The following is a 25,789-nucleotide window of genomic DNA, read 5'->3' as shown; positions in this document are numbered from 1 at the left end:
TTCCAGGGCGTGGGTCGGTCAGCGGGCGTCGACGGTGAACGGCACGGTGATCACCTGGCCGTCGGCGAGGCGGAACTGGCCCCAAAGCCGGTAGCGGCCCGGGCGGGGGAAGTCGGCGTGCAGGTTCAGGTCCGGTCCGTACGTCTGACCTGGCAGGGCGAAGACCGGCCGGCCGTCGGCGTCGACGGTCTCGGCGTGCTCGTGGGCGAAGCTGTCGCCCGCGGCCGACATGACGACCACGTGCCCCGCGGCGGCCAGGTACGGCCGCAGCCCGGTCATCGGCCGGCCGGTGGCCGCGTCGGCGAAGCGGTAGGTGAAGCGGCTCCCGCCGACCTTCGCGGTCCCGTCCAGGGTCACCCGCACGCCGTCGACGACCTGCTGCCGGCCGGACACCACGGGCCGCTGGTGGATGACCTCCCCGGGGTCGCCGACCACCAGGTCGTGGCGCTGCAGCACGTCGGTCAGCTCGCCCTTGCGCCGGAACTCGGTGTGCACGATGTACCGGCCCGGGGTGGGGAAGGTGAGCGTCACGTCGAACTCGCCGGGCCGGCCCGCCGGCTGCGGGTGGACGTGGGCGAAGCTGGCAAGGTCGTCGCGCACGGCGATCAGGTGCATCCACGCGTCGTGACTGCGCCCGACGTCCCGGACCGGCCGGCCGCTGTCCGCGTCGGTGATCCGGACCCGGATCGTGGCGGGCCGGCCGGGCAGGACGTCGGCGGGCAGCCGGACGTCGACCCGGACCCCGGCGTCCTCGGCGTCCACGGGCTCGGTCTCGGCGGTCATCATGGTGCTCATCGCCGGCCGCATCGGCATGCCGGTGTTCTGTGTCCAGGCCAGCACCCCGTTCATCCCCCGGGCGGCGGCGTCGGTGCGGCTGAGCGCGGTGAAGCCGGCGCCCACGGCGAGCGCGAGCGCGGCGACCCCGGTCAGGTACGCCCACTCGCCGAGCCGGGCACCCAGTCGGGGCCGCAGCGCGGCGGCCGTCTGCGGGCGGCGGAAGCGGCGCAGCCGCAACGCGTTGGTGACCACGCTGACCGAGCTCATCGCCATGGCCGCGGCGGCGAGCGACGGGTCGAGCAGGATGCCCCAGGTCGGGTACAGCACCCCGGCGGCCACGGGGATCAGCAGGGCGTTGTAGCCGAACGCCCAACCCAGGCCCTGCTTGATCGTGGTGACCGTACGCCGGGACAGCGCGATCGCCGAGACGATGCCGCGCAGGTCGCCGCCGACCAGGGTGATGTCGGAGGCGGCGATCGCCACGTCGGTGCCGGTGCCGATGGCGATCCCCAGGTCCGCGCGGGCCAGCGCCGGCGCGTCGTTGATGCCGTCGCCGACCATCGCCACCACCGCGCCGCGCTCCTGCAGGGCGGCCACCCGGGCGGCCTTCTCCTCGGGCCGGACGTCGGCGATCACGTGGGTGATGCCGACCTCGCGGGCGACCACCTCGGCGGTGACCCGGTTGTCGCCGGTGAGCATCCACACCTGCAGGCCCAGCGCGCGCAGCTGGGCCACCGCGTCCGCGGACTCGGGCCGCAGGGTGTCGGCGACCCCGGCGACGCCGGCGAGCCGGCCGTCGAGGGCGACGTACACCGGGGTGCCGCCGGTGGCGGCGACGCCGGCGGTCCGGTCGGACAGGGCGGTCACGTCGACGTCGTGGCGACGCATCAGGGCGGCGTTGCCGACGAGCACGGCGCGGCCATCGACCCGCGCCTCGACGCCGTGTCCGGGCACCGCCTCGAAGGACTCCGCCGCCGCAACGGCGAGGTCGCGGGCGCGGGCGTGCCGGACGATCGCCTCGCCGAGCGGGTGCTCCGAGCCGGTCTCGGCCGCAGCGGCGTAGGCCAGCAGCTGGTCGGCGTCGACGCCGTCGACGATGTGCAGCGCGGTCACGTCGGGGCGGCCGCGGGTCAGCGTGCCGGTCTTGTCCAGCACCACGGTGGTGATCCGCCGGGCCTGTTCCAGCGCGTCGCCGCCGGAGATGAGAATGCCCAGCTCGGCGGCCTTGCCGGTGCCGACCATGATCGCGGTCGGGGTGGCCAGGCCCAGCGCGCACGGGCAGGCGATGATCAGCACCGCGATGGCGGTGCCGATGCCGAAGGTCAGCCGCCCGTCGGCCGGCCCGGCCAGCGCCCAGACGGCGAAGGTGAGCAGCGCCAGCCCGAGCACGGCCGGCACGAACCAGGCGGAGACGCTGTCCACCAGCCGCTGCATCGGCGCCTTGCCGCCCTGGGCCTCGCGGACCAGGCGCACGATCTGGGCGAGGGTGGCGTCCTGACCCACCGCGGTGGCCCGGAGCACCACGGAGCCGGTCCGGTTGACGGTCGAGCCGATGAGCACGTCCCCGACCGTCTTCGACACGGGCAAGCTCTCGCCGGTCAGCATGCTCTCGTCCACGGTGGAGGCGCCCTCGACGACCGTGCCGTCCACCGGCACCTTCTCGCCGGGCCGCACCCGCACCAGATCACCGACGACGACCTGGTCCACCGGCACCTCGGCCTCGGCGCCGTCGCGCAGCACCCGCGCGGTCCGCGGGCGCAGCCCGAGCAGCGCACCGATCGCCGCGCCGGTCTGCCGCCGCGCCCGGGCCTCCATCCAGCGCCCGGTCAGCACCAGTGCGATGACCACCACGGAGATCTCGAAGTAGACGTGCAGCGGCAGGCCGAGCCGTTCGGCGGCCGCCGGCCAGAGCGTGACGAAGGCGCTGTACCCGTAGGCGACGGTGGTGCCCAGGGCCACCAGGGTGTGCATGTTGACACCGCCGTGCCGCGCGGCCGCCCAGGCCGCCCGGTAGAAGGGCCGGCCCGCCCCGAACTGCACGACGGTCGCGACGACCAGCAGCGCCGGCATGAGCCAGTCCATCGCGTCGACGGACAGCGGCAGGTACATCAGCACCATCATGGACAGCCCGGTGGCCAGGGTGAGCTGCCAGGTCCGCTTGAGCCGGGTGACCTCCCGCTCCTCGGCGCGCGCACGCTCGGCGTCCTCGTCGGCCGCCGCCGCGGGCGCAACGCCCGGCTCACGCGGCTCGTCGGCCGGCACGGTGGCCGTGTAGCCGGCTCGCTCCACCGCCGCGGTCAGTGCCGGCGGGGCCACCCGGGCCGGGTCGTAGACCACCCTCGCCGTCTCGGTCGCCAGGTTGACCTGGGCCGCCTCGACGCCCTCGACCCGGCTCAGCGCCCGCTCCACCCGCCGGACGCAGGACGCACAGGTCATCCCGCCGATGTCCAGCGTGCCGGAGACAACCGTCGGTGTCGTCATCGCACTGCTCCTCTCGTACCGGGCGTCGCAGGCGCCCTCGCTGGTCCGGCGGCCCTCGCCGGCCGGTGACGCCACGCTCGCCGCCGCCGCTGTCCGCCCGCTGTCCGCGACCCGTCGGCGCCTCCGGGCGTACGCGACAGGGCGCGGACAGCGCCTCCCGGCAGGGTTCGAACCGCCGGGCCACCAGGAGGGCGGCCCGCCGGACGAAGGAGTGAACCGTGAACCAGCTCGTGCTCTCTGTGCCGAAGATCAGCTGCGGCCGCTGCGTCGACGCCATCCGGGAGGAGGTCGGCCTGGTCGCCGGGGTCCGCGCCGTGGCCGTGGACCTGGCGACCCGCACCGTCCGGGTCGACGGCGACGCCGACCGGGCCGCGGTGGTGGCCGCCATCGGCGAAGCCGGCCACCAGGTCGCCTGACCGGTACGAGGGGAGACGGACCGATGGATCTCGACACCGTGATCGTCGGGGGCGGTCAGGCGGGGCTTGCGCTCGGCCACCACCTGCGCCGCGCCGGCGTGCCCTTCGCGATCCTGGACGCGCACGACCGCGTCGGAGCCGCCTGGCGGCAGCGGTGGGACTCGCTGACGCTGTTCACCCCGCGCCGGTTCTCCGGCCTGCCGGGCCTGCCCTTCCCCGGCGACCTGGACGGGCACCCCGGCAGGGACGAGGTCGCCGACTACCTGGCCCGGTACGCCGCGCACTTCGCCCTACCGGTCCGGCTCGGCTGCCGGGTCACGTCGGTCCGTCCCGGCGCGGCGGGCGGCTTCACGGTCGACACCTCGTCCGGGACGCTCGACGCCCGGCGCGTGGTGGTCGCCGCCGGGGCGTTCCACACGCCCCGGATCCCCGACGTGGCCCGCAAGCTCGCGCCGCGGGTCGCGCAGGTGCACAGCAGCGGGTACCGCTGGTCCGGCCAGCTGCCGGGACACGATGTCCTGGTGGTCGGCGGGGGCAACACCGGGGTGCAGATCGCCGCCGAACTCGCCGACGACGGCCGCCGGGTGGCGCTCGCCGCGCCGACCCTGGGCCCCGTGCTGCCGCAGCGCTGGCTGGGCCGGGACATCTTCTGGTGGTTCTCCCGGTCGGGCACCATGCGGCTGAGCCCGGAGAGCCGGCTGGGCCGCCGGATCGCCGCCCAGAACCCGATCATCGGCACCGACGTGGCCGGGTTGCTGCGCCGGGTGGACCGGGTCGGTCGGGTGGTGGACGCCGAGGGGGACCACGTCCGGTTCGCCGGCGGCGGGCGGCGGCGGGTCGACGCGGTGGTCTGGGCGACCGGTTTCCGCCCGCACTATCCCTGGCTGGAGGTGCCGGTGCTGGACCCGTCCGGCGCGCCCGTTCAGCGGGAAGGCGTGACGGACTGGCCGGGGCTGTATTTCCTGGGCCTGCCCTGGCAACGCGCCCGGGGCTCGGCGGTGCTCGGCTGGGTCGGCCGGGACGCCGAGGTGTTGGCGGCCCGGCTGACCGGGGACCGGCGGCGGGCGCCGGCCCGACCGGCGGTCCCGGCCTGATCGGTGCAGGTCACCGCCGCTCGGATGATCGTTCCGGCGATGGCCGGGACGTACCATGGGGCCCGCCCGGGCGGTCGCCGGGCGACCGGAAGCGGGCCCCGGGTGTCCGCCGCGGCGGACGGGAGTGCGATGAGCCGGGACAGCGAGCCCATAGTGAGCTTCGGGGTGCTCGGCACCGTCGAGCTCCGGGTGGCCGGCCGCCCCGCCACGCCGCTCGCCCCGGCGGTCCGCGCGCTGCTGGCCCGGCTGGTCCTGGCCGCGGGCCGGGTGGTCTCGGCGGACGCGCTGACCGACGCGCTGTGGGGCGAGCAGCCCCCGGCCGACGCCACGAACGCGCTGCAGCTGCGGGTGTCCAAGTTGCGCCGCGCCCTGGTGGCCGCCGGGGCCGGCGGCGACCTGCTGGTCACCCGCGCCCCCGGCTACCAGCTCGCGGTCGCCGCGAACGCGGTGGACGCGTACCGCTTCGAGCGGCTGCTGGAATCGGCACGCGGCGCCACCACCGGCGACGGGCCGGCCGCGGCGCTGTCCCGCTTCGACGAGGCGCTGCGGCTCTGGCGGGGGCCTGCCCTGGCCGACGTCGGTGACGCCGAGTGGGCCCTCGCGGAGGCTGCCCGCCTGGAGGAGCTGCGGCTGGGCGCGGTGGAGGACCGCCTGGAGCTGCTGCTGGCCGCCGGCCGGCAGGCCGAGGCGGTCGCCGACCTGGAACGACTGGTCGTCACCCACCCGCTGCGCGAGCGGCTGCACCGGCTGCTGATGCTGGCGCTCTACCGGGGCGGACGGCAGGCGCAGGCCATCACCGCCTATCACGCGCTGCGGCACCGCCTCGCCGACGAGCTGGGCATCGATCCGGCACCCGAACTCCAGGCGCTCGCCGAGGCGATCCTGCGCCAGCAGGTGCCGGCGCCGGCCGCCCCGCCCGTGGCCGAGCCGGCCCGGACGGCGCCGCCGCCGGTCCCCATCCCCCGGGCGCCGCAACGCGACGACCTGCCCCGCCGGCTCACCTCGATCGTCGGCCGTCAGGACGACGTGCACCGCGTCCTGGACCGGCTGCGCGAGGCGCGGGTGGTGACGCTGACCGGGCCGGGTGGCGTCGGCAAGACCACCCTTGCTGTCGAGGCGGCGCGCCACGTCGACGACGCCCTCGCCGACCGGGTGCACCTGGTCCGGCTGGCCGCCCTGCCGAGCGGGACGGACCTGCCCGAGGCGGTCGCCGCTCAGCTCGGCGTGCCCGCCGGCGGGCCGGGACCGGCCGCGATCGCCGCGCTGGCGGCCTGGCTCGGCGCCGACCGCACCCTGCTCGTGGTCGACAACTGCGAGCACGTCATCGACGAGGCCGCGGAACTGGTCGAGCAGCTCGTCGCGGCCTGCCCGGCGGTGACCGTGCTGACCACCAGCCGGGAGGCGCTGGCCGTACCCGGCGAGACCCAACTCGCGGTGGCGCCGCTCGGCGTACCCGACGGGCCGGCCGATCCCACGGGACTGGGCGACAGCCCGGCGGTGGCCCTGTTCGTCGATCGCGCGCGGGCGGTGCGCCCCGGGTTCGTCCTCGACGAGACGACGGCGCCGGTGGTCGCCGACATCTGCCGCCAGCTCGACGGCATGCCGCTGGCCATCGAGCTGGCCGCCGCGCGGGTGAAGGCGCTGCCGCCCGCCGAGATCGCGGCGCGCCTGCACGACCGGTTCGCGCTGCTCACGGCGGGCGCGCGGACCAGCGAGGCGCGGCACCGCACGCTGCGGGCCACCCTCGACTGGAGCCACGACCTGCTCTCCGATGCCGAGCGGCGGCTGCTGCGCCGGCTGGCGGTGTTCCGCGGCGGCTGGGACCTGCCCGCCGCCGAGCAGGTCTGCGCGTTCGACGGCCTGGCCGCCGACGACGTCCTCGACCTGCTCTTCCGCCTGGTCGACCGGTCCCTCGTGGTGCCGGACCCGACCACCGGGCGGTTCCGGCTGCTGGTCACCATCCGGGAGTACGCCACGGCCCGGCTCGCCGAGGCGGGCGAGACGGAGCCGGCCCGCGACCGGCACCTCACCCACTTCACCGAACTCGCCGAGCGGTACGGACCGCACGCGCGCTCCGACGCCGACGCCTGGGCGCGGCTGACCGAGGAGCACGACAACTTCCGCGCCGCGATCGACCGCTGCCTGGACCGGCGCGACGGGGTCGACGCCGGCCTGCGGCTGGCGGACGCCCTCTTCCTGTTCTGGAACTACGGCCCCCGGTACGAGGGGGTGCGCGCCCTGACCGCGCTGCTCGCCGCCGGCGTCTCCACGCCCGCCGCGCGGGCCGCCGCCCTGCAGCGGATCGGTTTGCTCGGCGTCTACTACCCCACCGCGCAGACCCGGGCCGCCGCCCGCGACAGCGTGGTGGCGTTCGAGCGCCTGGGCGACCCGGTCAACACCGCCACTTCCCGGCTGGTCGTCGCGTGGGAGGGCCAGTACGACGGCGACCCGGACCGGTACCGGGCGATGGTCGCCCAGGCGGTCCGCGAGCGGGGCGAGACCGACGACCCCTGGTGGCACGGGACGGTCCACTACGTCGAAGCGCTGCTGGACCTGCGGACCGGCGCCTTCGAGCGGTCCGCCGAGCAGTGGACCCGCAGCCTCGAGTGGACGCGGAAGGCGGGCGATCTGCTGCTGCCCGCCGGGATCCTGGCGCACCTCGGCATCGCGCTGCGCGAGTCCGGCCGGCCCGACGAGGCGATCGCCACGCTGGAGGAAGCGGCGGCCGAGGCGCGGCGCAACCCCTCCCCCCACGCGACGGCGTTCACCCTCGTGCAGCTCGCGCACACCCGGCTGGACCGGGGCGAGATCGACGGGGTGACGGCGATGCTCGCCGAGGCCGACGACACCGCCCGCCGCAGCGGCAACCCACGCTGCCAGGCCTGGGCCGCCTGGGGCCGGGCCCGGATCCGCTACGCGGACGGCGACGCGGCCGGCGCGGCGGACGAGTGCCGCCGCGCGCTGGAGCTGCTCCAGGAGCGGGAGTTCCCGTGGGCGCGGCGCCGGCTCTGGTCCCTGGCGGCCGACGCGGCGACGGCCGCGGGGCGACCGCAGGAGGCCGACGCGGCCCGGCGAGCCGCAACGGACCTGGCGGCGGGCCGCTAACCGGAGCAGTCCGGGCCGTCCGGGCACACCACCAGACCGGCCCGGCGCAGGGCGGCCGGGTCCACCTCCCCGCCCACCCGCAGCGCGCCGGCGTCCACGTCGAACTCCAGCGACACCACTCCGGGCAGGTCGCTCACCCGCGCGCTGACCGCGCGGACGCACCGCCGGCACATGCCGGGCAGCAGCCGCACGGTTGTCACCCGCGTCGGCCCCCCGGGTTCGTTCCGTTCCACCATGCGGCCAGCCTGGTCGCGGCGGCTGGCGGCCGCCTGTCCATCCGCTGTCCGCCCCCACCGGATCGACAGCCAGCGTCCGGACAGCGCGACCGGCGACTCTCCTCACGTCACCGATCCGCACCTGACCGAGGAGCTGCCATGAACCACCTGCTCACCGCCGAGCTGTTCCAGTTGGAGCGCGCCGAACTGGTCCGCCGGCTGCGCCGGGACCGGCACGCCGCGACCGTTCGCGCAAGCCGCACCCCGCTGCACCGGCGGACCGCCCGCTGAGCCCCCGGACGCATCCGCCAGGAGATTTCCGATGACCATGAGCACCGCCCCCGCACCCGCCACCACCGTCGCCGTGCAGGCCCGCGACGTCGTCCGCACCTACGGCCGCGGCGACGCCGCCGTCCGCGCCCTGGACGGCGTCACCGTGTCCGTCCCGGCCGGCCGGTTCACTGCGATCATGGGTCCGTCCGGCTCCGGCAAGTCGACGCTCATGCACGCGCTGGCCGGCCTCGACACCGTCGACGCCGGGCAGATCCTGCTCGGCGGGACCGACCTCGGCCGGCTGACCGAGCGGCAACGCACCCTGCTGCGCCGCGACCGGATCGGCTTCGTGTTCCAGGCCTTCAACCTGGTGCCGACCCTGACCGCGCGGGAGAACATCGTCCTTCCGCTCACCCTGGCCGGCCGCCGGCCCGACGCCGAGCACCTGGCCCACCTGCTCGCCACCCTCGGCCTGACCGACCGGTCACGGCACCGGCCCGGGGAACTCTCCGGCGGCCAGCAGCAGCGGGTCGCGGTGGCCCGCGCTCTGGTCACCCGCCCGGAGATCGTCTTCGCCGACGAGCCGACCGGGAACCTCGACTCGCAGGCCGCCGAGACGCTGCTCGGCTTCCTGCGGCAGGCCGTCGACGAGCTCGGGCAGACCATCGTGATGGTCACCCACGACCCCCACGCCGCCGCGTACGCCGACCGGGTGGTGTTCCTCGCCGACGGCCGGATCGACGGCGAACTCGACGCGCCGACGGTTCCGGCCATCCTGTCGCACATGGCGCGCCTGACCGCGCCCGCCGCCACCGGAGGGAACTGACATGTGGCGCCTGACCCTGCGTACCACCCTGGCCCGCCGGGCCCGGCTTGCGCTGACCCTGCTCGCGGTCGTCCTCGGCGTCACCTTCGCCACCGGGAGCCTGATCCTCACCGACACCTCCGGGCGGCTGCTGGACGACCAGTTCCGCACCGCGACCGCCGGCGTCGACCTGACCGTGCGCGACGCGGTCGCCTTCGACTCCGCCATGGGCGTGGAGGTCACCCGGGATCCGCTGCCGGCGAACCTCCCGGAGCGGATCGCCGCGGTGCCCGGCGTGGCCGCCGTCCGGCCGCAGGTCCGGGGCCAGGGCCTGCTGGAGGTGGACGGCACGGCCGTCGTGCCGAGCGGCCCGTCCGTGCTGGCCTCCTGGGTGCCACCGCCGCTCGGCGCGTTCACGGTGCGTAGCGGCCGGCCGCCGGCCGCCGACGACGAGGTGGTGATCGACGAGGACACCGCCCGTGCGCACCGCATCGGCCTCGGCGACACCGTCACGGTCCGGGCGACCGACACCGGCCGGCTGCGGGTGGTCGGCCTGGCCGGGTTCGGCGCCCGCGGCGGCCTGCCGAACAGCACGATCGCCCTGGTCACCCTCCCGTCGGCGCAGCGCCTCCTGCGGCTCGGCTCCACCGTCTCCGAGGTGGCGGTGGTCGCCGCACCCGGTGTCGCCCCGGACGAACTGCGGGACCGGATCAGCGTCGCCCTCGGCGCCGGCTACGAGGTCACCCCCAGCCGGGACATCGCGGCCGCCGGCGCGGCCGCCGCCCGGGACCAGCTCAGCTGGCTGCAACTCGTGCTGCTCGCACTGGCGGCGGCGGCCCTGCTGGTCGGCGCGTTCCTGATCGCCAACACGTTCTCCATCGTCATCACCCAGCGCACCCGGGAACTCGCCCTGCTGCGGGCCGCCGGGGCGACCGGCGGGCAGGTGCTGCGCTCCGTCCTCGGCGAGGCGCTGCTGGTCGGGCTCGCCGCCTCGACCGTCGGCCTCGGCCTCGGCGTCGCCGCCGCCACCGGCATCCGGAACCTGGCCGGGGCGTTCGGCGTACCGCTGCCCGAGGGCGGGCTGGTGCTGACCGCCCGTACCGTCCTGGTGGCCTTCGCCGTGGGTGTTGTCGTCACGGTCGGCTCGGCGGTCGGTCCGGCCCGTCGGGCCGTGGCGGTGGCGCCGGTCGCGGCGCTGCGGGACGCGGCCGCCGCCCGCACCGGACGGCTCCGGGTGATCGCGGGCGCGCTGGCCGCCGCGGCCGGTCTGGCCGCGACCACCGCGGTGCTCGCCGCCGGCGCGCCCGTCCCGCTGCTCGGCGTCGCCGCGCTGGGCGCCGTCGGCGGGCTCGCGCTGCTCGGCCCCGCCATCACCCCGATCCTGGTACGCCTCGTCGGCCGGCCCCTGGCCGCCGCCGGGGTGACCGGACGGCTGGCGAACGAGTCGGCGGCCCGCACCCCGCGACGCACCGCGGCGACCGCCCTGGCGCTGGCCCTCGGGCTCGCGCTGATCAGCTTCATGGCCGTCCTCGGCACCTCGGTCAAGAGCTCGGTCCGCCAGTCGTACGCCGAGGTGATCACTGCCGATCACGTCGTGGAGAGCGCCCGCAACGAGATGCTCGGTGGCCTCTCCCCCATGGTGTACGACCGGGTGAGCCGGCTGCCCGAGGTGGCGGTCGCGTCCCGGCTGCGCTACGGCCACTGGCGTGACGGGGAGGCCACCCAGGCCCTCACCGCCGTCGACCCGGCGACGCTGCCCCGGGTGGCGTCCCTGCACTTCACCGCCGGCAACCTGGCGGCGCTGGACGGCGGGGGCATCGTGCTGGCCGAGCACGTGGCCCGGGATCGGGGCCTGGCCGTCGGGGACGAGTTGCCCATGACGTTCTCCCGCGCCGGCACCCGCAGCCTTCCGGTGGTCGGCCTGCTGAGGGACGGGGACGCCCGGGCGCTCTCCACCGACTACCTCATCTCGCTGGACACCTTCGCCCGGCTCTACAGCGAGGAAATGGACGCGAGCGTACTCATCCGCACCGCCGAGGGGACCGGACGCGCGGCCGCCGAGCGGGCGATCAAGGCGGCCCTGGCCGAGACCCCGACCGCCCAGTTGCGCGACCAGGCCGCCGCGGTGGCCGGCCGGACCCAGATGATCGACCAGGTGCTCGGTCTGGTGACGGTGCTGCTGATGCTGGCCGTGCTGATCGCACTGCTCGGCATCACCAACACCCTCGCCCTCTCGATCACCGAGCGGACCGCGGAGATCGGGCTGCTCCGCGCGGTGGGAATGACCCGCCGGCAGCTGCGCTGGATGATCCGCGGCGAGGCCGTGCTGGTCGCCGCGCTGGCCAGCGTGCTGGGAATCCTGCTGGGCGTCGGTTTCGCCGCCGCCACGGTCCGGGCGCTGGGCCGGGACGCCCCGACCGTGCTCGCGGTGCCGGCCGGCCGGCTGCTCCTGGTGCTGGCCGTCGCCCTCGCCGCCGGCCTCCTCGCCGGGCTACTGCCCGCCCGCCGGGCCGCCCGGCTGGACGTTCTCGCCGCCATCGGCACTCCGTGATTCCTCCCGGGTGGCACCGGCCCGTCCGGTGCCACCCGGCCACACCTTCTTCGAGGAGAACACCATGAACGACACCATCACGATCCGCCGGGCCTGCCCGGACGACGCTCCCGTCGTGGACACCCTGGTCCGGGAGATCGCCGCCCACGAGGGCGACAGCGCCCACGTCCACGTGACCGCCTCGGGGTGGCGCGACCTGCTCGGACGCGCCGACGTCACCGTCCTGCTGGCCGAGCGGGCCGGCGAACCGCTGGGCTACGTGTCCGCGCAGCGCCGGTTGCACCTGTGGACCGGCGGCGACATCCTCGCCCTGGACGACCTGTACGTCCGCGCGCAGGCCCGGGACGGCGGGGTGGGGCGGGAGCTGATGACAGCGCTCGCTCGCTGCGCCGCCGTCGACCGGCTCACCATCCGGTGGGAGGTCAAGCCCGAGAACGTGGCAGCACAACGGTTCTACCGCCGCCTGGGCGCGCGGCTCTTCACCAAGGTGGTCGCCGGCTGGCCTCCGGAGGGTTATCTCCCGCTGCTCTCGCCGGCAGGCACGCACACGCCCGCCCGGCACCAGGAGAGCCCCTGCTGAGCCGCCGGACGGGTGTTCCCCCGGACCGTGGACCCGCGTCTGCTCCGGGGGCACGCCGGTCAGGCGTCCGCCATCGGTGCCGGGGCGAACAGGCGCGGCACCGGGTCGGCGGCGCGGATCGCGACAGCGACCTGCGTCAGCTGCTGGTAGCCGCCGTCGGCCGCCGCCCGGATGAAGGCGTCCGCGCCCGCGCGGTTGCCGAGGTGACACTCGGCGACGGCCGACAGGAGGGACGCGACGTGGCACAGGTCCGGCTCCTCGACACCCGGCCGGATGTCGAGAAGCAGCGACCGCGCTTGCTCCGGCCGATGGTTGAGCAGGTGAGCCAGGCTCAGGGCGACACGAGCGGACAACCGGTGCGGCTGCACGTCGAAGGCGAGCTGGGCCAGTTCCGAGATCTCCACGACCTCCCGGTGAACTACCGGTACGCCGTTCACCACCGCGTCGTACAGGTACCACAACCCGAACTGGACGGTGAGCACCTGCCCGATCGCGGCGGCGGCCATGGGATCGGTGCGGTCGGCGCGAGCCAGCGCCGCGAGCCGCTCGGCCTCGGCGACGTAATCCGCGGTCGACCCGGCGTGCCCCGTGCTCCAGCGCCGTTGGAAGGCGGCGAGCGCCAGTAGCGGGTCGTTGCCGTCGGGGACCGGATCTCCGAGACCATGCTCCCCTCGGGCCATCGCCCGCAACGTCCGGCTCACCTCCTCCTGGTAATAGCCGGCCCGCAGCGCGGCGCGGGTGGCCGTCGGCGCCGAGAGCCAGCGAAGCAGGTTACGGCCGTCACTACGAGGCGAGATCCCGGGAATGAGATTGACCACCCCGAGCAGCGCCCCGACGAGCGCCGCGCCGAGCAGTACGACGCGTGTCAACGCCGTGCTCGTCACCGCCGCTGCGGCACAGAGCAGCATCGCGGCGCACAGGTTCGCCATCGGGCCACCGAGGTAGAACAACACCATCCGCAGCGGCAACACGGTTGCCATCGGCGTCGGCCGGACCCACACCTCGCTCCGCCAGCCGGTGAAGGGTGCGATACGGACCGCGATGACCCGCAGACGCAGCAGCTTCGCCACGACGAGGTGCCCACACTCGTGCAGGACGACATGCACCCACACCGACACGCAGGTGAGAACGACGGCACTGATCGCACCCGTCACCGACTCGGTGACGAACAGCGCGACCACCAACGCCTCCAACACCAGGAGGATGCACGCGACGACCAGCCGGCGGCGGGAGGAGATCACCGGGCGATGGTACGGCGGGACCAGCCTGCGGGTCCGACCCTTAGCAGCGGGTGAAGGGGATTAATGGCTTGCACCGGCGCCGGACCGAGAGTTGGCTGCTCGCCATGTCCTCCCCCTCACCGGTCTTCGTCGCGGGTACGGGTCGTTCGGGAACCTCACGGATCGCCGACGTCATCGGCCAACATCCGCTGATCCATCGGATTCCCATGGAGACCAAGTTCCTCATCGACCCGGGCGGGCTGCGGGACCTGGCCGACGCGCTCACCGATCGGTACGACCCCACCGTCGGTGAGGACGCCCTGCACCGGCTCAGCGACTTCCTCACCGTACGAGTGCCCGGCCGGCGCGACGATCGCGGCAAGACCGTTCCCGAGCTGGTCGGCGAGCAGCGCTACCGGGAGGCGGTGCAGCGGCTCTGGCCGCAGTTGATCATGCACACGTTCGACGAACCCGCACCCGCGGAGGGCTTCGGGAACGCCGACCGCCCAGCCGGGCCGTTCGAGCCGTCGAGCCGCAGGCGGGTGGTCCCCAGGTATTTCAGCGACCGGGCGGAACTGCTCGGAATCCTGCGGGGCCTGGTCGACACCCTGTTCGGCGGGGCAGCCGCCGACGCGGGCAAGCCGACCTGGTGCGAGAAGACACCGTTCAACCTGCTGTGCATGGACTTCCTCTGGGAACTGGTCCCCGAAGCGACCATCGTGCACATCAAGCGTCACCCGGTCTCGGTGCTCGCCTCCCACCTGGCCCAGCCATGGGCGCCGCCCACCGTCGACGGCGCGCTCGCCTACCTCAAGCCCATCTACCACCGATGGCTCACCTGGAAGAACACGGTCGACCTGACGGGCCGGCGATACATCGAGGTGAAAGCGGAAGACCTCGCGGCCGACTGGCCCGGGCAGCGCAAGGCCCTGTTCGAACGGCTCGACGTCGACGACTTCGCCACCCCGTCGACGTTTCAGTCGCACAAGCTGGCGAACCGCAACAACCAGTTCGACGACGACACCCGCGAGTTCATCAAGGAAGCACTCGGCAAGGTCATCCCAGCCATGGGATACGAGTGACGACTCCGGCTTCCCACTTTGACGACGCCGCGTCAGCCCCTCGAACGCCCGGTAGACGCTGCCTCAGCCGAACCTCATCGCAGACCCGAGCACCGGCGCTCCGTTATGCTCCGCGGATAACCGGGCAGCCGTCCACCGATTGGCGTGGGACCATCACCCTGTGCCTGAGTTGATCGTGCGGGACATGACGAAGGACGAGTACGAGGAGTGGCGTGCCCGTACCATCCGAGCGTTCGCAGATGAGCAGGTAGCAGCCGGAAACTGGCCCGCGGACGAGGCCCTCGAGTTGGCCACCAAGGCAAACGACGTCCTGCTGCCGGACGGCTTTGCGACCGCCGGAATGCTGTTCCTGAGGGCCACGCTCCCCGACGGCAGCCATGTGGGTGTGTCATGGCTGGGCCTGACGCATCCGCGCGGCGCGCCCGACTGCGCGTTCATCTACGACATCGAAATCGACGAGGCGTACCGCGGATCGGGCTACGGACGCGCGCTCCTGGCTGCCGCCGAGGACGCGGTGCGATCCCGTGGCGTGGGTCGCCTGGAGCTCAACGTCTTCCGCGACAACGACCGGGCGATCCGGCTGTACGAGACTTCCGGCTATCGCGTCGTGACACAACAGATGCGTAAGTCGCTCAGTTGACCAGGAGCCAGACGGGTTGCCGCGGCCGGCGCCCCGACCTTCCGAGATGAGTGCACAGATCACATAACACTCGACCTGAGTCCGGTCGGCTTAGCGAAGACCGAAGTCGCTGGGAGCCTCGGCGGCTTTGGCTCTGAACGCCTTATCCAGATTCTCATCCGCTGGGCCGAGAAGATCGTGGAACTGACGTTCCCGCGATCCGGCGTATTCGACATCCGACTCACGGTTGAAGACGTCAGTCAGGAGATCAGCAAGCTCGGACAGGCGGAAGTAGCGCATCGCGTCGATCGCCCGTCTCAGGCGGAAAGGCTCGTTGACCTCCACGGCGAAGCCCAAGCCGCCGCCCATGGCCGAGTTGTAGACACGCAGCAGGAAGGAAAGGTGCGCAATCCCCAGCGGAGTTCCTTCAGGCGCTTCACCCTCAGCCCCGTAGTCGGCGGCACGGTTCCAGATGACGGCGAGATCGTCCAACACGGCCCACCTCCCCGTCTCATCCAACTCGTCCGCCATGAGCCCCCGAGTTCCTCCTACTCCCGCCGATACAGCGCACGATTCAATCACGCTAGCCCCGTACTCGTCGCGCATCCTCTCCTGCCGCGATCAGCTCACCTGTCTAGGGCTCCGTAAGCTCGGCGGGAGGTCAGGGGCTGGTACCACGCCAGATGGTGGGCGGCGAGGCCAAGGGGCAATGCCATACTCCGCGTGATGAGTGTTGACGAGTTCTGGAACCTGGTGGCGAAGGCACGAGAGTCTGCGGCCGACCCTTCGGACGCCGAGGACGTCGCCGAACGGACACTGCGGCTGCTGACTGCCCTGCCGGCCAACAGGATCGCGGACCTGGCGCAGCCACTGTGGGATCTGCGGACGCAGTCGTACGGCTGGGGCCTGTGGCAGGCGGCCTATTTGATCAACGGAGGTTGCTCCGACGACGGTTTCGAGTACTTCCGCGGCTGGCTGCTCACCCAGGGGCGAGAGACGTTCGAACGCGCCGTAGCAGACCCCGATACGCTCGCCGATCTGCCGGTCGTCCAACGCGTTGCGGTCGACGGCGGGTTCGATCTCGAATGCGAATCCATGTATGGCGTCGTATGGGACGCATGGACGGTCGTGACAGGCAGCGTGGAACTGCCCAATGCGGTCACCGGCAGATACCCGGACCTCGGCCGGGGCTGGGACTTCGAGGACGAGGACGAGGCCCGTCGGCGTCTGCCGAGGCTCGCCGTGCTCTTCATGGATGAGTGACGTCAACCGCAGCTGCTAACAGAGCATCGGCACGACGATGAGCGGACTCCGTGGGGGCGAGCGTCGGCGTAAGGTGCGGCCGATGATCGGTGACGCCTGGTTGGATCGGTCTTCGGCCCCGTCCCCGCTGCTGCGCGGCCTGGCGAGAAATCCAGCAGCACCGAGCGACGTGCTACTCCGTCTGCTGAAGACGTGGCCGGAGCAGGTGCGCGAGGGCCTACGACGCCGCCGCGACCTGCCGCCGCTGGTGCAGGATGCGACGCTGCACCATCCCTCGCCGAGGATCCGCGGAGCGCTGGCGACCCACCCGCAGGTCGCGCCTCCGGCGCGTGCCAAGCTGCTGACCGACTCGGCCTGGCGGGTGAGAATGCGCGCGTTCGGCCGACCCGGTCAGGAGTCGCTGCCTGACGACGTGCTGGTGAAGTTGTTAGCCGAGCTTGATGATCCACCCTCCGACATGCCGTTCAGTCGCGAGGAACTGATCGGCGAGCTCGTCGAGGCCATGCGATATGACCGACGTCTGTTCCAGCTGGCCGCCGCGCATCCCCGGCCAGGCGTGCGCCGGTTCGCGGCAGGCTCTTGGTACTGGCTGGACAAGCGGTCACGCCAGGCGCTGCTGGAGGACGAGGCGCCCGAGGTGCGTGCGGCCGCCGTGGCGTGCGTCGCGCACCGGCAGCAGGTGATGGAGCTTGCGGACCTGCCGGATCAGCACTGTCACGCATTCTGGTACGTGCTGCGGCGTCCACTGTCCCGGGCGCTGATCGATCAGGTAGTCGCCAGCGGCGACACGGCTGCGCTGCGGGTGATGGGCGAGAACCCCAGCGTCCCGCCGGACGTGGTCGAGACGCTGCTGCGCCACCCCGACCCTGCGGTCCGGCTGGGAGTCAGCGGTCGCGTCGACCTGACCGGCGACCAACTCGTCAGGCTCGCCACCGACCCAGCGGTCGAAGTCCGCACCGCGGTCTCCACCCATCCTGGCCTCACCGAGCAGCAGCGCGCGGGCATCGATATCGACGTGACCACTGCGCCGGGCGATGGCCACTTCGGCTCCGCGGACGTCCGCTGCCGTGGGATCCCGTATCCCGCCGACGCCGCGCCGGAGCTCACCGATGCATTGCGGTGGGCCCGTTCGGTCAATCCGCTGCTGCGCCGACGAGCAGCCCGCAACGCCAAGTTGCCGCCGGAAGTCGTCGCCATCCTCGCCGACGACTCCGATCTGGGCGTACGGGTCCTGCTCGCCCAGCATCACCCGGCCGCGCCGCCAGCGCTGCTGCTGCGCTGCTACCTGGAGTACCACTGCTGCGGCCGGGACCAACTGAGCGAGCTGCCGCAGTTTCCCGCCGAAGGGTTGACCCGCTTCGCCGACGACGCTGACCCGGCGGTACGTCGGCTCGTCGCCCTCGACCGGCACGCCGACCCCGAACTCGTCGACCGACTCAGCACCGACCCGGACGCCGGCGTGCGGCAGGCGATGGCAAGCAGTCCACGGCTACCGGCGCCGCGGATCGCCTCGCTTCTCAGTGATCCTGAACTGGCCGAGGCCGCCGCGGCTAACCCGGCCCTGACAGTCGATCAGATGGAGCTGGTCCTGAACAGGATGACCGCGGACTGACACCGGACAGCCACGCTGCACGCCGCACCCACCAGCCGCTGCCGTCCGCCTCTGTCGACGTGCCGATGTCATCGATCTGCCTGGGGGCAATCGCATCCGTGGGGCGGGAGCACTCGGGCTGCGCCGGCCTGCGTAGGGTCGATGGGTGGCACGAGTGTTGGTGACGGGCATGTCGGGCGCCGGTAAGACCACGCTGCTGACCGAGCTGTCCCGTCGCGGCTACGACACCGTCGACACCGACCATGACGGTTGGACCTTGCCGGACGGCGACTGGGACGAGCCACGGATGGCAGCTCTGCTCGCGGACCGGCCCGTGCTGGTCGTAGCGGGGACGGTGGCCAACCAGGGCCACTTCTACGACCGTTTCGACCACATCATCCTGCTGAGTGCACCACTCGGCGTCCTGCTCGATCGGGTCACGGCGCGGTCCAACAATCCGTACGGGAAGACCGCCGAGCATCGCGCCGACATCGCGCGCTACGTCCGCGAGGTGGAGCCGTTGCTGCGGCGCGGCGCCACGCTGGAACTCGACGGCCAACGCCCCGTGGGCGAACTGGCCGACATCATCGAGCAGTTGCTCGGTCCGGCGTCCTGAACTGCCCCCAACAGGACGGTCGTTGACGCCACTTCACCATGCGATGTCGTTGGCGGGGGCGGCGAGCGGGAGGGCGGACCCGTTAGGCTGGCCGGCTGCCCAGATGGAAGGCCGAGTGTGACAACTGACCGAGTCAAGCTTCCCGAGCTCCGGACACTCACCTGGAGAGACCTCGATCCCGCTGCGCGGCCCGCGTTCGACCCGGCCGCTGTCGCGGACCTGGTGCGGGTGCTGCCGCCGGCCGCCGAGGTCCCGCCGGCGGGCACCGACTGGCGGCTGATCGACTTCTGGTACGACCGGATGACGGAGGCGCTGGTCGAGCACCTGGGCGACTGGGTGGTGGGCTGGTGGTACACCGTCACGATCGAGCACTACCAGGACCGCGGGGTCATCCCCGTCTGGCGGGCGGAACGCCCTCCGGTGACGACACCCGACGAGACGCTGACCCGCATCGCTGACGCCGTGGTGGCCTGGCATGAACTACTGGTGGAACTCGCCACCGATGCCGGCGGCCGGTTCGCCGAGGCGGCCCCCACGGCAGTGGACGGGACGGGCGAGCCGCCGGCCTGGCGGGCTGTTCAAGGCAGTGGCCGGATCACCATCTACACGACGCCCGAGGACCGCCGTCTGCCTCGTCCGCGGCTGCTGAGCTGGGCGGACACCGATTCCCCGGACCGGAGCTTCGACCCGGACACGGTTCGGGCGGTGGTGGACGATCTGCTCGCGGCGTTCGGACTCCCGTCACACGGGGCCGACTGGCGTCTCAAAGACCTGTGGCTGGCGAACGTGTCGGCCGGGCTCGTCGACCGGTACGGGCGGTGGGCGGTGGGTTGGCGCTGGTCCGTCGGCGAGGGCGACCTCGATGGTGGCCCGGTTGGCTCCTGGTGCTGCTTCTCGCACTCGGTCACCACGCCGGAGGCGACCGCGACCACCATCTCCGCGGCACTGGTGGAATGGCGCGACTGGCTGGACGATCTGGCGGAGCGCTTCGACCGGTTCCTGCCACTTCCCGCCGACGACCTGGACGGATGGGAGCGCGCGGTTGCGCACCTGGTGACTGCGGTCGGTGATCGCACGCTGTACGAGTCCGGCTGGTACGGCTGCTGCATGACCGTACTCGGCTGGTTTCTCGAGGCGGCCGGGATCGAGTCCATCCGCCGCCGGGAGGAACTACTCGAACACGCGGTCGCCGGCCGCTTCGACAGTTGGGTGGAGCCGCCGAAGGCGGTCGTGGAGTCGGTGGCCGAGGACCTGGCGCGGCGGGTGGCCGTTGACCCTGCCTGATCATCTGGCGGTGTGGCAGCGGGTGCGGGATTCCGTCGGCTGGCGGCATGTCGTCCCGCATTCGAAGGCGCCGGGGCCGGCGATTCGTGACGGCTTCGTCGACTTCGCCCACGGATCCGCCGGGCATGACCCACGACGGCTGAGCCGGTTGCTGAGCGCGTACGACGACGTGCGGCTCGAAGCCGCCGCCGGCGCCGACCTCACCTCGGACCTCCTGGCCCGCTGGAACCGCCTCGTCCGTGGTGTCCCGGTGGCGGCGTTCCGCCGCGCGGCGGCGTTCGCGAAGAACGGCCGGGAACGGTACGGGCTGCACGCGGACACCGAGCAGCGGTTCGCCTCGTGTCTGGCGGATACCGCCGACCGGGAGACACCGGTGACGGCCCGGGCGGCCCGGGCCTATCTCGACGTCGCCTTCTTCCATCCGCACGATGACGGCAACGCTCGGTCGGCCGGGCTGGTGCTCCAGTTCGTGCTGCTGCGCGAGCGCGTCGAACTCGACGAGGTCGCGCCGATCCTTACGACCGTCCGCCGAGCCGACGACGCCGAGGGAGCAGCGGACCTGGCCCGGCTGGTCCACGGCATCGCCACGGCCACCCGTCGCCGCTGGCTGCGGGCGAACAGGTAGCCGAAGATCGCCGATGCCAGCGGCATCTAGGTCAGGCGCACTTCTGCCGCCCGTATTGCGCGGTCGTGTCGCGTGCCCTGGGGCACGGGCACGTTCTGAAGCTGACCACCTCGCGTCAGCCTGACCGGACCGTCCCGGCCGCCCGGCGGCGGGCGAGCCAGCCGGCGAACGCGAGCAGCACCAGCACCTCCGCGACCAGGATTGCCACGGCCCACCCTCCCCCGACCCAGCGGGCCAGCGTGACGTACCAGTAGTGCACGAGCAGCGTGACCAGCGTGACCGCGAACCCCAGCGAGGCCAGCCCGTAGAGGGCGTAGGTCGCGCGGTCGCGGGGCCGGTAGGCGCGTACCGCCGCAGGACCACGACGGAGCAGCCGGCCCCAGAAGCGGTAGCTGTCGGTGCGCAGGTCGGCCAGATTCAGGGCGTGGCTGAGCATGTAGTAGCCATCCAACCGCAGGAACGGCACCAGATTGAGCGCGGCGGTTGCGGTGCCGAACAGCAGCATGGTGCCGGCCAGGTCATGCAGCGCCCCGGGCGCGCCCCAGATCCAGAGCGCGGCGAACGGCACGAGGGCCAGCATGCTGACGAACACCCCCGCGAACGCGGTGGCGACCCGGCGGCGCGGGGTGAACAGCACGATGTCGTCCACCTTGCAGTACGGGGCCAGCATCGGGAAGCGCCACATGACACCGATCTCGGTGCCCCGCCCGCCGAAGTGCCGGCAGGTCAGGCCGTGCGCGCACTCGTGCAGGAAGACGATCAGCCAAGTGATCACCACCGACGCCAGGATCGCGGCCAGGGGCCGGTCGCCGCGGGCGACGACGCCGAGCAGCGCTGGCAGGTGCAGGGCCACGTACCCGGTGAGGGCCAGCACGACGAGCAGCGCCGGCAGCACGAACCACCAGCCGAACAGCGGGGCGAGCCGGGGCAGCAGCCGGTCGAAGAACCGGTCGGGGTCGTAGAGCGGCCACCGGGCGGACAGCGGGCCTCGCTTCGTGCGTGCCGCGCCCTCGGCAGCGGTGGCGGTGAGCCGGGCGAGGGCCGCCGGGTCGGTGGCGCCGTCGAGGAGTTGCCGCTGGTGCAGCATGCCGAAGAGCTGCTGCCAGTTCTCCGGCCCGAGCCGTTTTCCGAAGGTGGCCGCGTACTCGGTGGCCAGGTCGTCCAGCGTGCGGGTGCCGTCCATCCGGGACAGCAGGAAGTGCTCGCGGGGCCCGACGCGGTAGAACCAGCCGGTTTCCGGGTCCTTGACGTGGTGAACGAGCTTCTCCCCCCGCCACTGGCCGGGGCCGAGCACCACCTCGGCCCGCAGCCGGGGCCGGGTCCAGGTGGCGTCCGTCGTGGTCATCGTCGGCCGGCCGGGGCGAGGTCGTCGAGCAGGGCGGTGCGCAGCACGTACGACAGGTAGATCTCGTCGAGGATGCTCACGCCGAGCCGGTTGTTGGTCATGTGCACGTACGAGCTGAGCAGGATGGGCAGGGCGGCGTCCAGGTCGCGGACCTCGGTGGGTTCGGCGCCGCCGCGCTGGAACACGAGGTCGCCCCGTTCGGTGGCGGCGACGACCCGGTCGCGCAGTTCCCGGCAGTGCGCCGACCAGCGGCCCTCGACGCCGCCGGGCCGGACGTCGGCGTGCTCGCGGGCGCCCGCGCGGATCTGGGTGAGGCGGTCGCGCAGCGCGGCGTCCATCTTCCGGTAGCTGTTGTCGAAGCTGGCGTGGTAGTCGTCGCTGGGTTCGGAGTAGGAGACCTCCCAGAACCGGCGGTACTCGTCGAGGAATCCGGCGATCCGCCGGTCGTCGGCGAGGAACACCGCGCACATCATCATGGTGAGCTGGGCGGAGAGCCCGAGCAGCACGGGCCGTACGTGCACGTTGGTGGTGGCCAGCAGGTCCAGCACCACGTCGCTGGAGTGCTCGAAGTGCCACTCGGCCAGCTCGATGCCGGCCGGTCCGCCGTAGCGGCCGTACTCCCGCTCGTAGGGGATGTGGTGCCAGCTGTTGTTGGCCCGCATGGGCATGACGCCGTCGGGGCCGTACTCCTCGTCCCAGCGCTCCCGGCCGTACTCGGCGAGGAACATCTGCTTGTAGAGGTCGCCCAGTCCCGCGCTGTCCACCTCGTAGAGGGCGGGGCGGCGGCGCAGGAACGCCTCGATGGCCTCGTCCACCCGCGCCCGCACGACGGCGGGGTCGACGCCGGGCGCGGGCAGCACCCGCAGCCGCACGTGCGGCCCCTCCATCCAGTACTTGATGAAGAAGTACCGGCTGATCAGGCCCTCGGCCCGCAGGTCGTCCACCAGCGGTCGAACGCCCTCGACCAGCATGGGGTTGGCGTTGCTGGCGTAGAAGACATGGACGCTGATCCAGTCGTGGGCCACCGGGGAGGGGAAGTGCGTCATCGGTCGTCCTCCTTCGCGGCGCGGACGCCGTTGAGTTCCACGGTCAGTTCGGTGACGTGGGTGCCGCCGGGGCCGCGGAGCACCTGCTCGTCGCGGTCCGGCAGCATCTCGGTGAGCACCAGGCGGCTGCCTGCTCCCCGCCCGGTCGCCTCGAGCAGTTGCAGGCAGAAGTGGCTGTCGAAGTCGACGTACAGCGGCTTGTGGTCGGGCCGGCCGCCCGGCTGGGCGGCGGGCTGGCCGTCGTCGGCGGCCGGGGTGAGGCGGGTGCCCTCGGGGGTGGCGAAGACCCGGCGGGGCAGGTTGTTGTCGCGGCGCCACCGCTGCCAGCGCAGGAACCAGTCGGCGTCGCTCTGCTCCGGGGTGCGCGGCGGCGGCAGGTGGTCCGGGTGCAGTTTCCACATCCGCCGCTGCAGCACGAGGTCGCCGTGCACGATGCGCGGGTAGCCGGCGATGCCGTGGCCGGGCAGCGGCACGGCGGTGCCGGCCCACAGGTCGGGCTGGGCCATGCCCAGGTAGGCGAAGGTGAGCAGCACCTGCTGCACCTCGGGCAGCGCCATGGGCAGCAGAAACCCCAGGTAGACGGGGATGACCTCGGCGTCGAGCCGGCGGGAGCGCAGCAGCAGCCGGTCGCTCACCGGGTCGTGTTCGACGCTGAGGTCGTCCATGTGGATCTGTTCGGCGGCGGGCCGGAAGCTGACCTCCCCGGGGCAGACCAGCTCGTACGGGGTGACCGCCGGGTGCAGGTTGAGGTTGGTGGCGTCGTACCCGCCCTTCAGCTCCGCGAGCACGGCGCCCGGCGGCGCCAGCCGGGCCAGCTCGGCGCGCAGGGTGCCGGCGAGGTCCTGGTCGGCGAAGAGGTGGGCGAAGCGGGAGAACAGCAGCGTCATGCCGGAGTAGATCCGGTTGACCACCACCCGGTGCCGGTCCCCCTGGTCGGCGAGCTGGAGGAAGAACGACCGGGGGTCGAGCGTGCCCAGGGTCTCCGGGACCAGGGCGGCCACCTCGGTCATGAAGTCGTCGTCCAGGCGCAGTTCCTCGGCCCCGGCCGGCAGCCGGTCGTACGCCTCGTTCATCCGCCGGGCCACCTCGATGCGGGCGTCGTCCAGCGCGGTGATCTCCTCCTGCCGGAACCAGTTCTCCTGCCGCACGTAGGTGTTGTCGGCGTCGAACGGCCGGCGGCGCATCATCCGCCCGCTGTAGTGCTCGAAGAAGTCCTGTTGGAACTCGTGGGCGAAGGTGAGCAGGTCGCCGCAGCGCCCGCCGGCGCCGTAGCGGGCGCGGAAGAAGCCCTTGGTGGCCAGCCGGCGCGGCAGGTTGATGTCGAACACCGGCATGATGCGGGCCAGCGCCCGCAGGCCGGGTAGGACGTCGCGCTCCCAGCGGGCCCGGTCGGCGGTGACCGGCCGCCCGGTGCGCAGTGTGGCGTCCTCGTAGAGCAGGGTCCGGGGGGCCGGGATGTCGGCGCGGCCGAGGTCCTCGTGGGCGGCGACGAGTTCGCGCCGGATGTCGGCGAGCGCCCGGCGGCGGCCGTCGACGTCGTGCCCGGGGTAGCCGGTGGCGAGGCGGTTGACGGTCGCCACCCGCTCGGCGAGCCGGTCGGCCCAGTCGCGGCCGATCTCCCCCAGCGCCCGCCGGTAGCCCTCGACCGGGTCGTCGGCGTGGATGTCCAGGTGCAGGTTCGGCACCACGAGCAGACCCACGCGCAGCAGGTGGTGCAGGTATTGGGCGATCTCCGCGGCGGGCCGGTCGTCGGTGGTCAGCTCTCCGACGAGGTCGGCCAGCCGCCGGACCCGGCCACCGTCGAGCGCGGCCAGGATGTCGTGCAGCACCCGGCCGGTGGGCAGCACGAACAGCGACTCGTGGATCGACTCCAGGGTGATCGCGGCGTCGCCGTCCTCGGAGCTGGTGCGGCGGCGGCGCAGGTAGCGCAGCCGGCCGCGCTCGATGCGCCAGCCGGTGGTGAGGGCGACCGGCAGGTCCGCGCGCAGCGTCTCGTCGGCGAGGACGATGGCCGACAGCCGGCCGAGCGCCGCCAGGTTGAGCCGGGCGGCGCCCCGCTTCGCGTCGCCGGTCCCGTCGATTACCGGGTCCACGTCGAGCAGGGGGCCGGCGGTCGGGGTGAAGGTGCCGACGTTGACGGTGGTGAGCCGGCTGAACGGGCTGGTCTTGCAGGCGGTGCGGAAGGCGTACTCCAGCAGGGACCGTTCCACGCGGCGGGCGCGTTTGCCGAGCCGGCCGGGCGCGGCCAGGTAGGTGGGCAGGTACTGGTCGAGCGACGGTGAGGCGAGCAGGATGCCGCCGCGCAGGTCCGGGTCGTCGGCCAGTTCGCGCAGCACGGTCCGGCGGTGCGCCAGCTCCGCGGCCAGCACGGGCTCGCCTTCGGCCAGCTCCCGGTGGTACGCCGCGAACGTCCCCAGCCAGCCGGCCAGCATCCGGTGCGTGTCGGCGCCGAGTGCGGTGGCGGGCCAGGCCGCGGGATCGGCGGGGTCGGGCCGGCGCAGGTTCCACACGTCGCGGCGGAGCCGGATGAGCCGGCGCCGGAGCCGGTCGTCGGTGAGGTTGCGGGCCACCGCCTCCTGAAGGGCGTCGGCCAGCGGCGGCCCGGTGGCCCGGAGCCGGTCTTCCAGATCGAGGGTGCGGCGCGCCCAGGCGGCGCTGCGGTCGAAGGCGAGCCGGTCGGCGACCTCCAGCGGCAGGCCGGTGGTGCGCAGCATGAACACCTCCGGCATCCGCCAGGACACCTCGGTGGCCGCCGGGGCGGGCAGGGACACCGTCACGGGTCTCTCCTTCGTCGACGTGTC

The 25,789-nt window shown here is 73.2% G+C and carries 21 protein-coding genes; 14 read left to right on the top strand and 7 right to left on the bottom strand.

Going from position 1 to position 25,789, the window contains the following annotated elements; all coding sequences use genetic code 11:
* Nucleotides 1-18: 18 nt before the first annotated feature.
* A complete protein-coding gene (locus GA0070214_RS10270) occupies nucleotides 19-3,258 on the bottom strand; it encodes a heavy metal translocating P-type ATPase (RefSeq protein ID WP_091261744.1) in 3,240 nt (1,079 codons plus the stop codon).
* Nucleotides 3,259-3,476: 218 nt separating this feature from the next.
* Between GA0070214_RS10270 and GA0070214_RS10265 the strand changes: the two genes are divergently transcribed.
* The 3 genes from GA0070214_RS10265 (at nucleotide 3,477) to GA0070214_RS10255 (ending at nucleotide 7,873) form a co-directional block, all read left to right on the top strand.
* The gene (locus GA0070214_RS10265) at nucleotides 3,477-3,674 is read left to right on the top strand and encodes a heavy-metal-associated domain-containing protein (RefSeq protein ID WP_091261743.1); all 198 of its coding nucleotides are present in this window, start codon (nucleotides 3,477-3,479) and stop codon (nucleotides 3,672-3,674) included.
* 23 nt (nucleotides 3,675-3,697) lie between these two features.
* Nucleotides 3,698-4,768 (top strand): flavin-containing monooxygenase, encoded by a 1,071-nt coding sequence (locus GA0070214_RS10260; RefSeq protein ID WP_091261742.1) that lies wholly within the window; start codon nucleotides 3,698-3,700, stop codon nucleotides 4,766-4,768.
* A gap of 129 nt (nucleotides 4,769-4,897) precedes the next feature.
* A complete protein-coding gene (locus tag GA0070214_RS10255) occupies nucleotides 4,898-7,873 on the top strand; it encodes an AfsR/SARP family transcriptional regulator (RefSeq protein ID WP_167364226.1) in 2,976 nt (991 codons plus the stop codon).
* Here the strand turns inward: GA0070214_RS10255 and GA0070214_RS10250 are convergent.
* Nucleotides 7,870-8,073, bottom strand: a complete 204-nt coding sequence (locus tag GA0070214_RS10250; protein ID WP_167364225.1) for a heavy-metal-associated domain-containing protein — start codon at nucleotides 8,071-8,073, stop codon at nucleotides 7,870-7,872. The two genes, GA0070214_RS10255 and GA0070214_RS10250, sit on opposite strands and share 4 nt — an antisense overlap.
* Before the next feature lie 174 nt (nucleotides 8,074-8,247).
* Here GA0070214_RS10250 and GA0070214_RS32755 point away from each other — a divergent pair, with 174 nt between their 5' ends.
* The 4 genes from GA0070214_RS32755 to GA0070214_RS10235 all read left to right on the top strand — a co-directional run bounded on the left by GA0070214_RS32755 (nucleotide 8,248) and on the right by GA0070214_RS10235 (nucleotide 12,297).
* Nucleotides 8,248-8,379, top strand: a complete 132-nt coding sequence (locus GA0070214_RS32755) for a hypothetical protein (protein WP_279615645.1) — start codon at nucleotides 8,248-8,250, stop codon at nucleotides 8,377-8,379.
* Nucleotides 8,380-8,416: 37 nt separating this feature from the next.
* Nucleotides 8,417-9,187 (top strand): ABC transporter ATP-binding protein, encoded by a 771-nt coding sequence (locus GA0070214_RS10245; protein WP_208602737.1) that lies wholly within the window; start codon nucleotides 8,417-8,419, stop codon nucleotides 9,185-9,187.
* A gap of 1 nt (nucleotide 9,188) precedes the next feature.
* On the top strand, nucleotides 9,189-11,717 hold the full coding sequence (locus GA0070214_RS10240) for an FtsX-like permease family protein (protein WP_091261738.1): 2,529 nt from the start codon (nucleotides 9,189-9,191) through the stop codon (nucleotides 11,715-11,717).
* A gap of 64 nt (nucleotides 11,718-11,781) precedes the next feature.
* A complete protein-coding gene (locus GA0070214_RS10235) occupies nucleotides 11,782-12,297 on the top strand; it encodes a GNAT family N-acetyltransferase (protein ID WP_091262077.1) in 516 nt (171 codons plus the stop codon).
* 59 nt (nucleotides 12,298-12,356) lie between these two features.
* On the opposite strand, the gene GA0070214_RS10230 is transcribed toward GA0070214_RS10235, so the two are convergent.
* A complete protein-coding gene (locus GA0070214_RS10230) occupies nucleotides 12,357-13,538 on the bottom strand; it encodes a zinc metalloprotease (protein WP_244167635.1) in 1,182 nt (393 codons plus the stop codon).
* 104 nt (nucleotides 13,539-13,642) lie between these two features.
* On the opposite strand from GA0070214_RS10230, the gene GA0070214_RS10225 reads away from it, so the two are divergent.
* Together GA0070214_RS10225 and GA0070214_RS10220 are read left to right on the top strand one after the other, a co-directional pair.
* The gene (locus GA0070214_RS10225; protein ID WP_091262074.1) at nucleotides 13,643-14,599 is read left to right on the top strand and encodes a sulfotransferase family protein; all 957 of its coding nucleotides are present in this window, start codon (nucleotides 13,643-13,645) and stop codon (nucleotides 14,597-14,599) included.
* 160 nt (nucleotides 14,600-14,759) lie between these two features.
* Nucleotides 14,760-15,239, top strand: coding sequence for a GNAT family N-acetyltransferase (locus GA0070214_RS10220; protein ID WP_091261737.1), 480 nt, complete (start codon nucleotides 14,760-14,762; stop codon nucleotides 15,237-15,239).
* Nucleotides 15,240-15,329: 90 nt separating this feature from the next.
* Here the strand turns inward: GA0070214_RS10220 and GA0070214_RS10215 are convergent, their stop codons facing one another.
* Complete coding sequence (locus GA0070214_RS10215) at nucleotides 15,330-15,713, bottom strand: hypothetical protein (protein WP_139141790.1); 384 nt, start codon at nucleotides 15,711-15,713, stop codon at nucleotides 15,330-15,332.
* A gap of 231 nt (nucleotides 15,714-15,944) precedes the next feature.
* Here GA0070214_RS10215 and GA0070214_RS10210 point away from each other — a divergent pair, with 231 nt between their 5' ends.
* The 5 genes from GA0070214_RS10210 to GA0070214_RS31760 all read left to right on the top strand — a co-directional run bounded on the left by GA0070214_RS10210 (nucleotide 15,945) and on the right by GA0070214_RS31760 (nucleotide 20,597).
* A complete protein-coding gene (locus GA0070214_RS10210; protein WP_091262072.1) occupies nucleotides 15,945-16,481 on the top strand; it encodes a DUF4240 domain-containing protein in 537 nt (178 codons plus the stop codon).
* A gap of 82 nt (nucleotides 16,482-16,563) precedes the next feature.
* On the top strand, nucleotides 16,564-18,093 hold the full coding sequence (locus tag GA0070214_RS10205) for a hypothetical protein (protein ID WP_244167634.1): 1,530 nt from the start codon (nucleotides 16,564-16,566) through the stop codon (nucleotides 18,091-18,093).
* Nucleotides 18,094-18,238: 145 nt separating this feature from the next.
* Entirely contained in the window at nucleotides 18,239-18,688 is a 450-nt protein-coding gene (locus tag GA0070214_RS10200; protein ID WP_091261735.1) for an AAA family ATPase, read from the top strand.
* A gap of 300 nt (nucleotides 18,689-18,988) precedes the next feature.
* Entirely contained in the window at nucleotides 18,989-19,972 is a 984-nt protein-coding gene (locus GA0070214_RS10195; RefSeq protein WP_139141789.1) for a hypothetical protein, read from the top strand.
* Between the two features lie 148 nt (nucleotides 19,973-20,120).
* Complete coding sequence (locus GA0070214_RS31760; protein ID WP_167364224.1) at nucleotides 20,121-20,597, top strand: Fic family protein; 477 nt, start codon at nucleotides 20,121-20,123, stop codon at nucleotides 20,595-20,597.
* 115 nt (nucleotides 20,598-20,712) lie between these two features.
* Here GA0070214_RS31760 and GA0070214_RS10185 read toward each other — a convergent pair whose 3' ends face one another.
* Genes GA0070214_RS10185 through GA0070214_RS10175 form a run of 3 tightly spaced genes read right to left on the bottom strand, consistent with a single transcriptional unit; the run spans nucleotide 20,713 to nucleotide 25,765 of the window.
* Nucleotides 20,713-21,942 carry a zinc metalloprotease gene (locus GA0070214_RS10185; RefSeq protein WP_091261733.1) on the bottom strand — a complete coding sequence of 410 codons (1,230 nt, stop codon included), beginning with the start codon at nucleotides 21,940-21,942 and terminating at the stop codon, nucleotides 20,713-20,715.
* A complete protein-coding gene (locus GA0070214_RS10180) occupies nucleotides 21,939-22,988 on the bottom strand; it encodes a thiopeptide-type bacteriocin biosynthesis protein (RefSeq protein WP_091261732.1) in 1,050 nt (349 codons plus the stop codon). Before GA0070214_RS10180 ends, GA0070214_RS10185 begins: the two co-directional genes overlap by 4 nt.
* Nucleotides 22,985-25,765 (bottom strand): lantibiotic dehydratase, encoded by a 2,781-nt coding sequence (locus GA0070214_RS10175; RefSeq protein ID WP_091261731.1) that lies wholly within the window; start codon nucleotides 25,763-25,765, stop codon nucleotides 22,985-22,987. Before GA0070214_RS10175 ends, GA0070214_RS10180 begins: the two co-directional genes overlap by 4 nt.
* Nucleotides 25,766-25,789: the final 24 nt, after the last annotated feature.

Origin of the sequence: Micromonospora chaiyaphumensis, from assembly GCF_900091435.1 — a bacterium.
Classification (GTDB): Bacteria; Actinomycetota; Actinomycetes; order Mycobacteriales; family Micromonosporaceae; genus Micromonospora; species Micromonospora chaiyaphumensis.
Note: the sequence above shows the minus strand (reverse complement) of the source record. Positions and strands in the feature narration are given on the sequence as shown.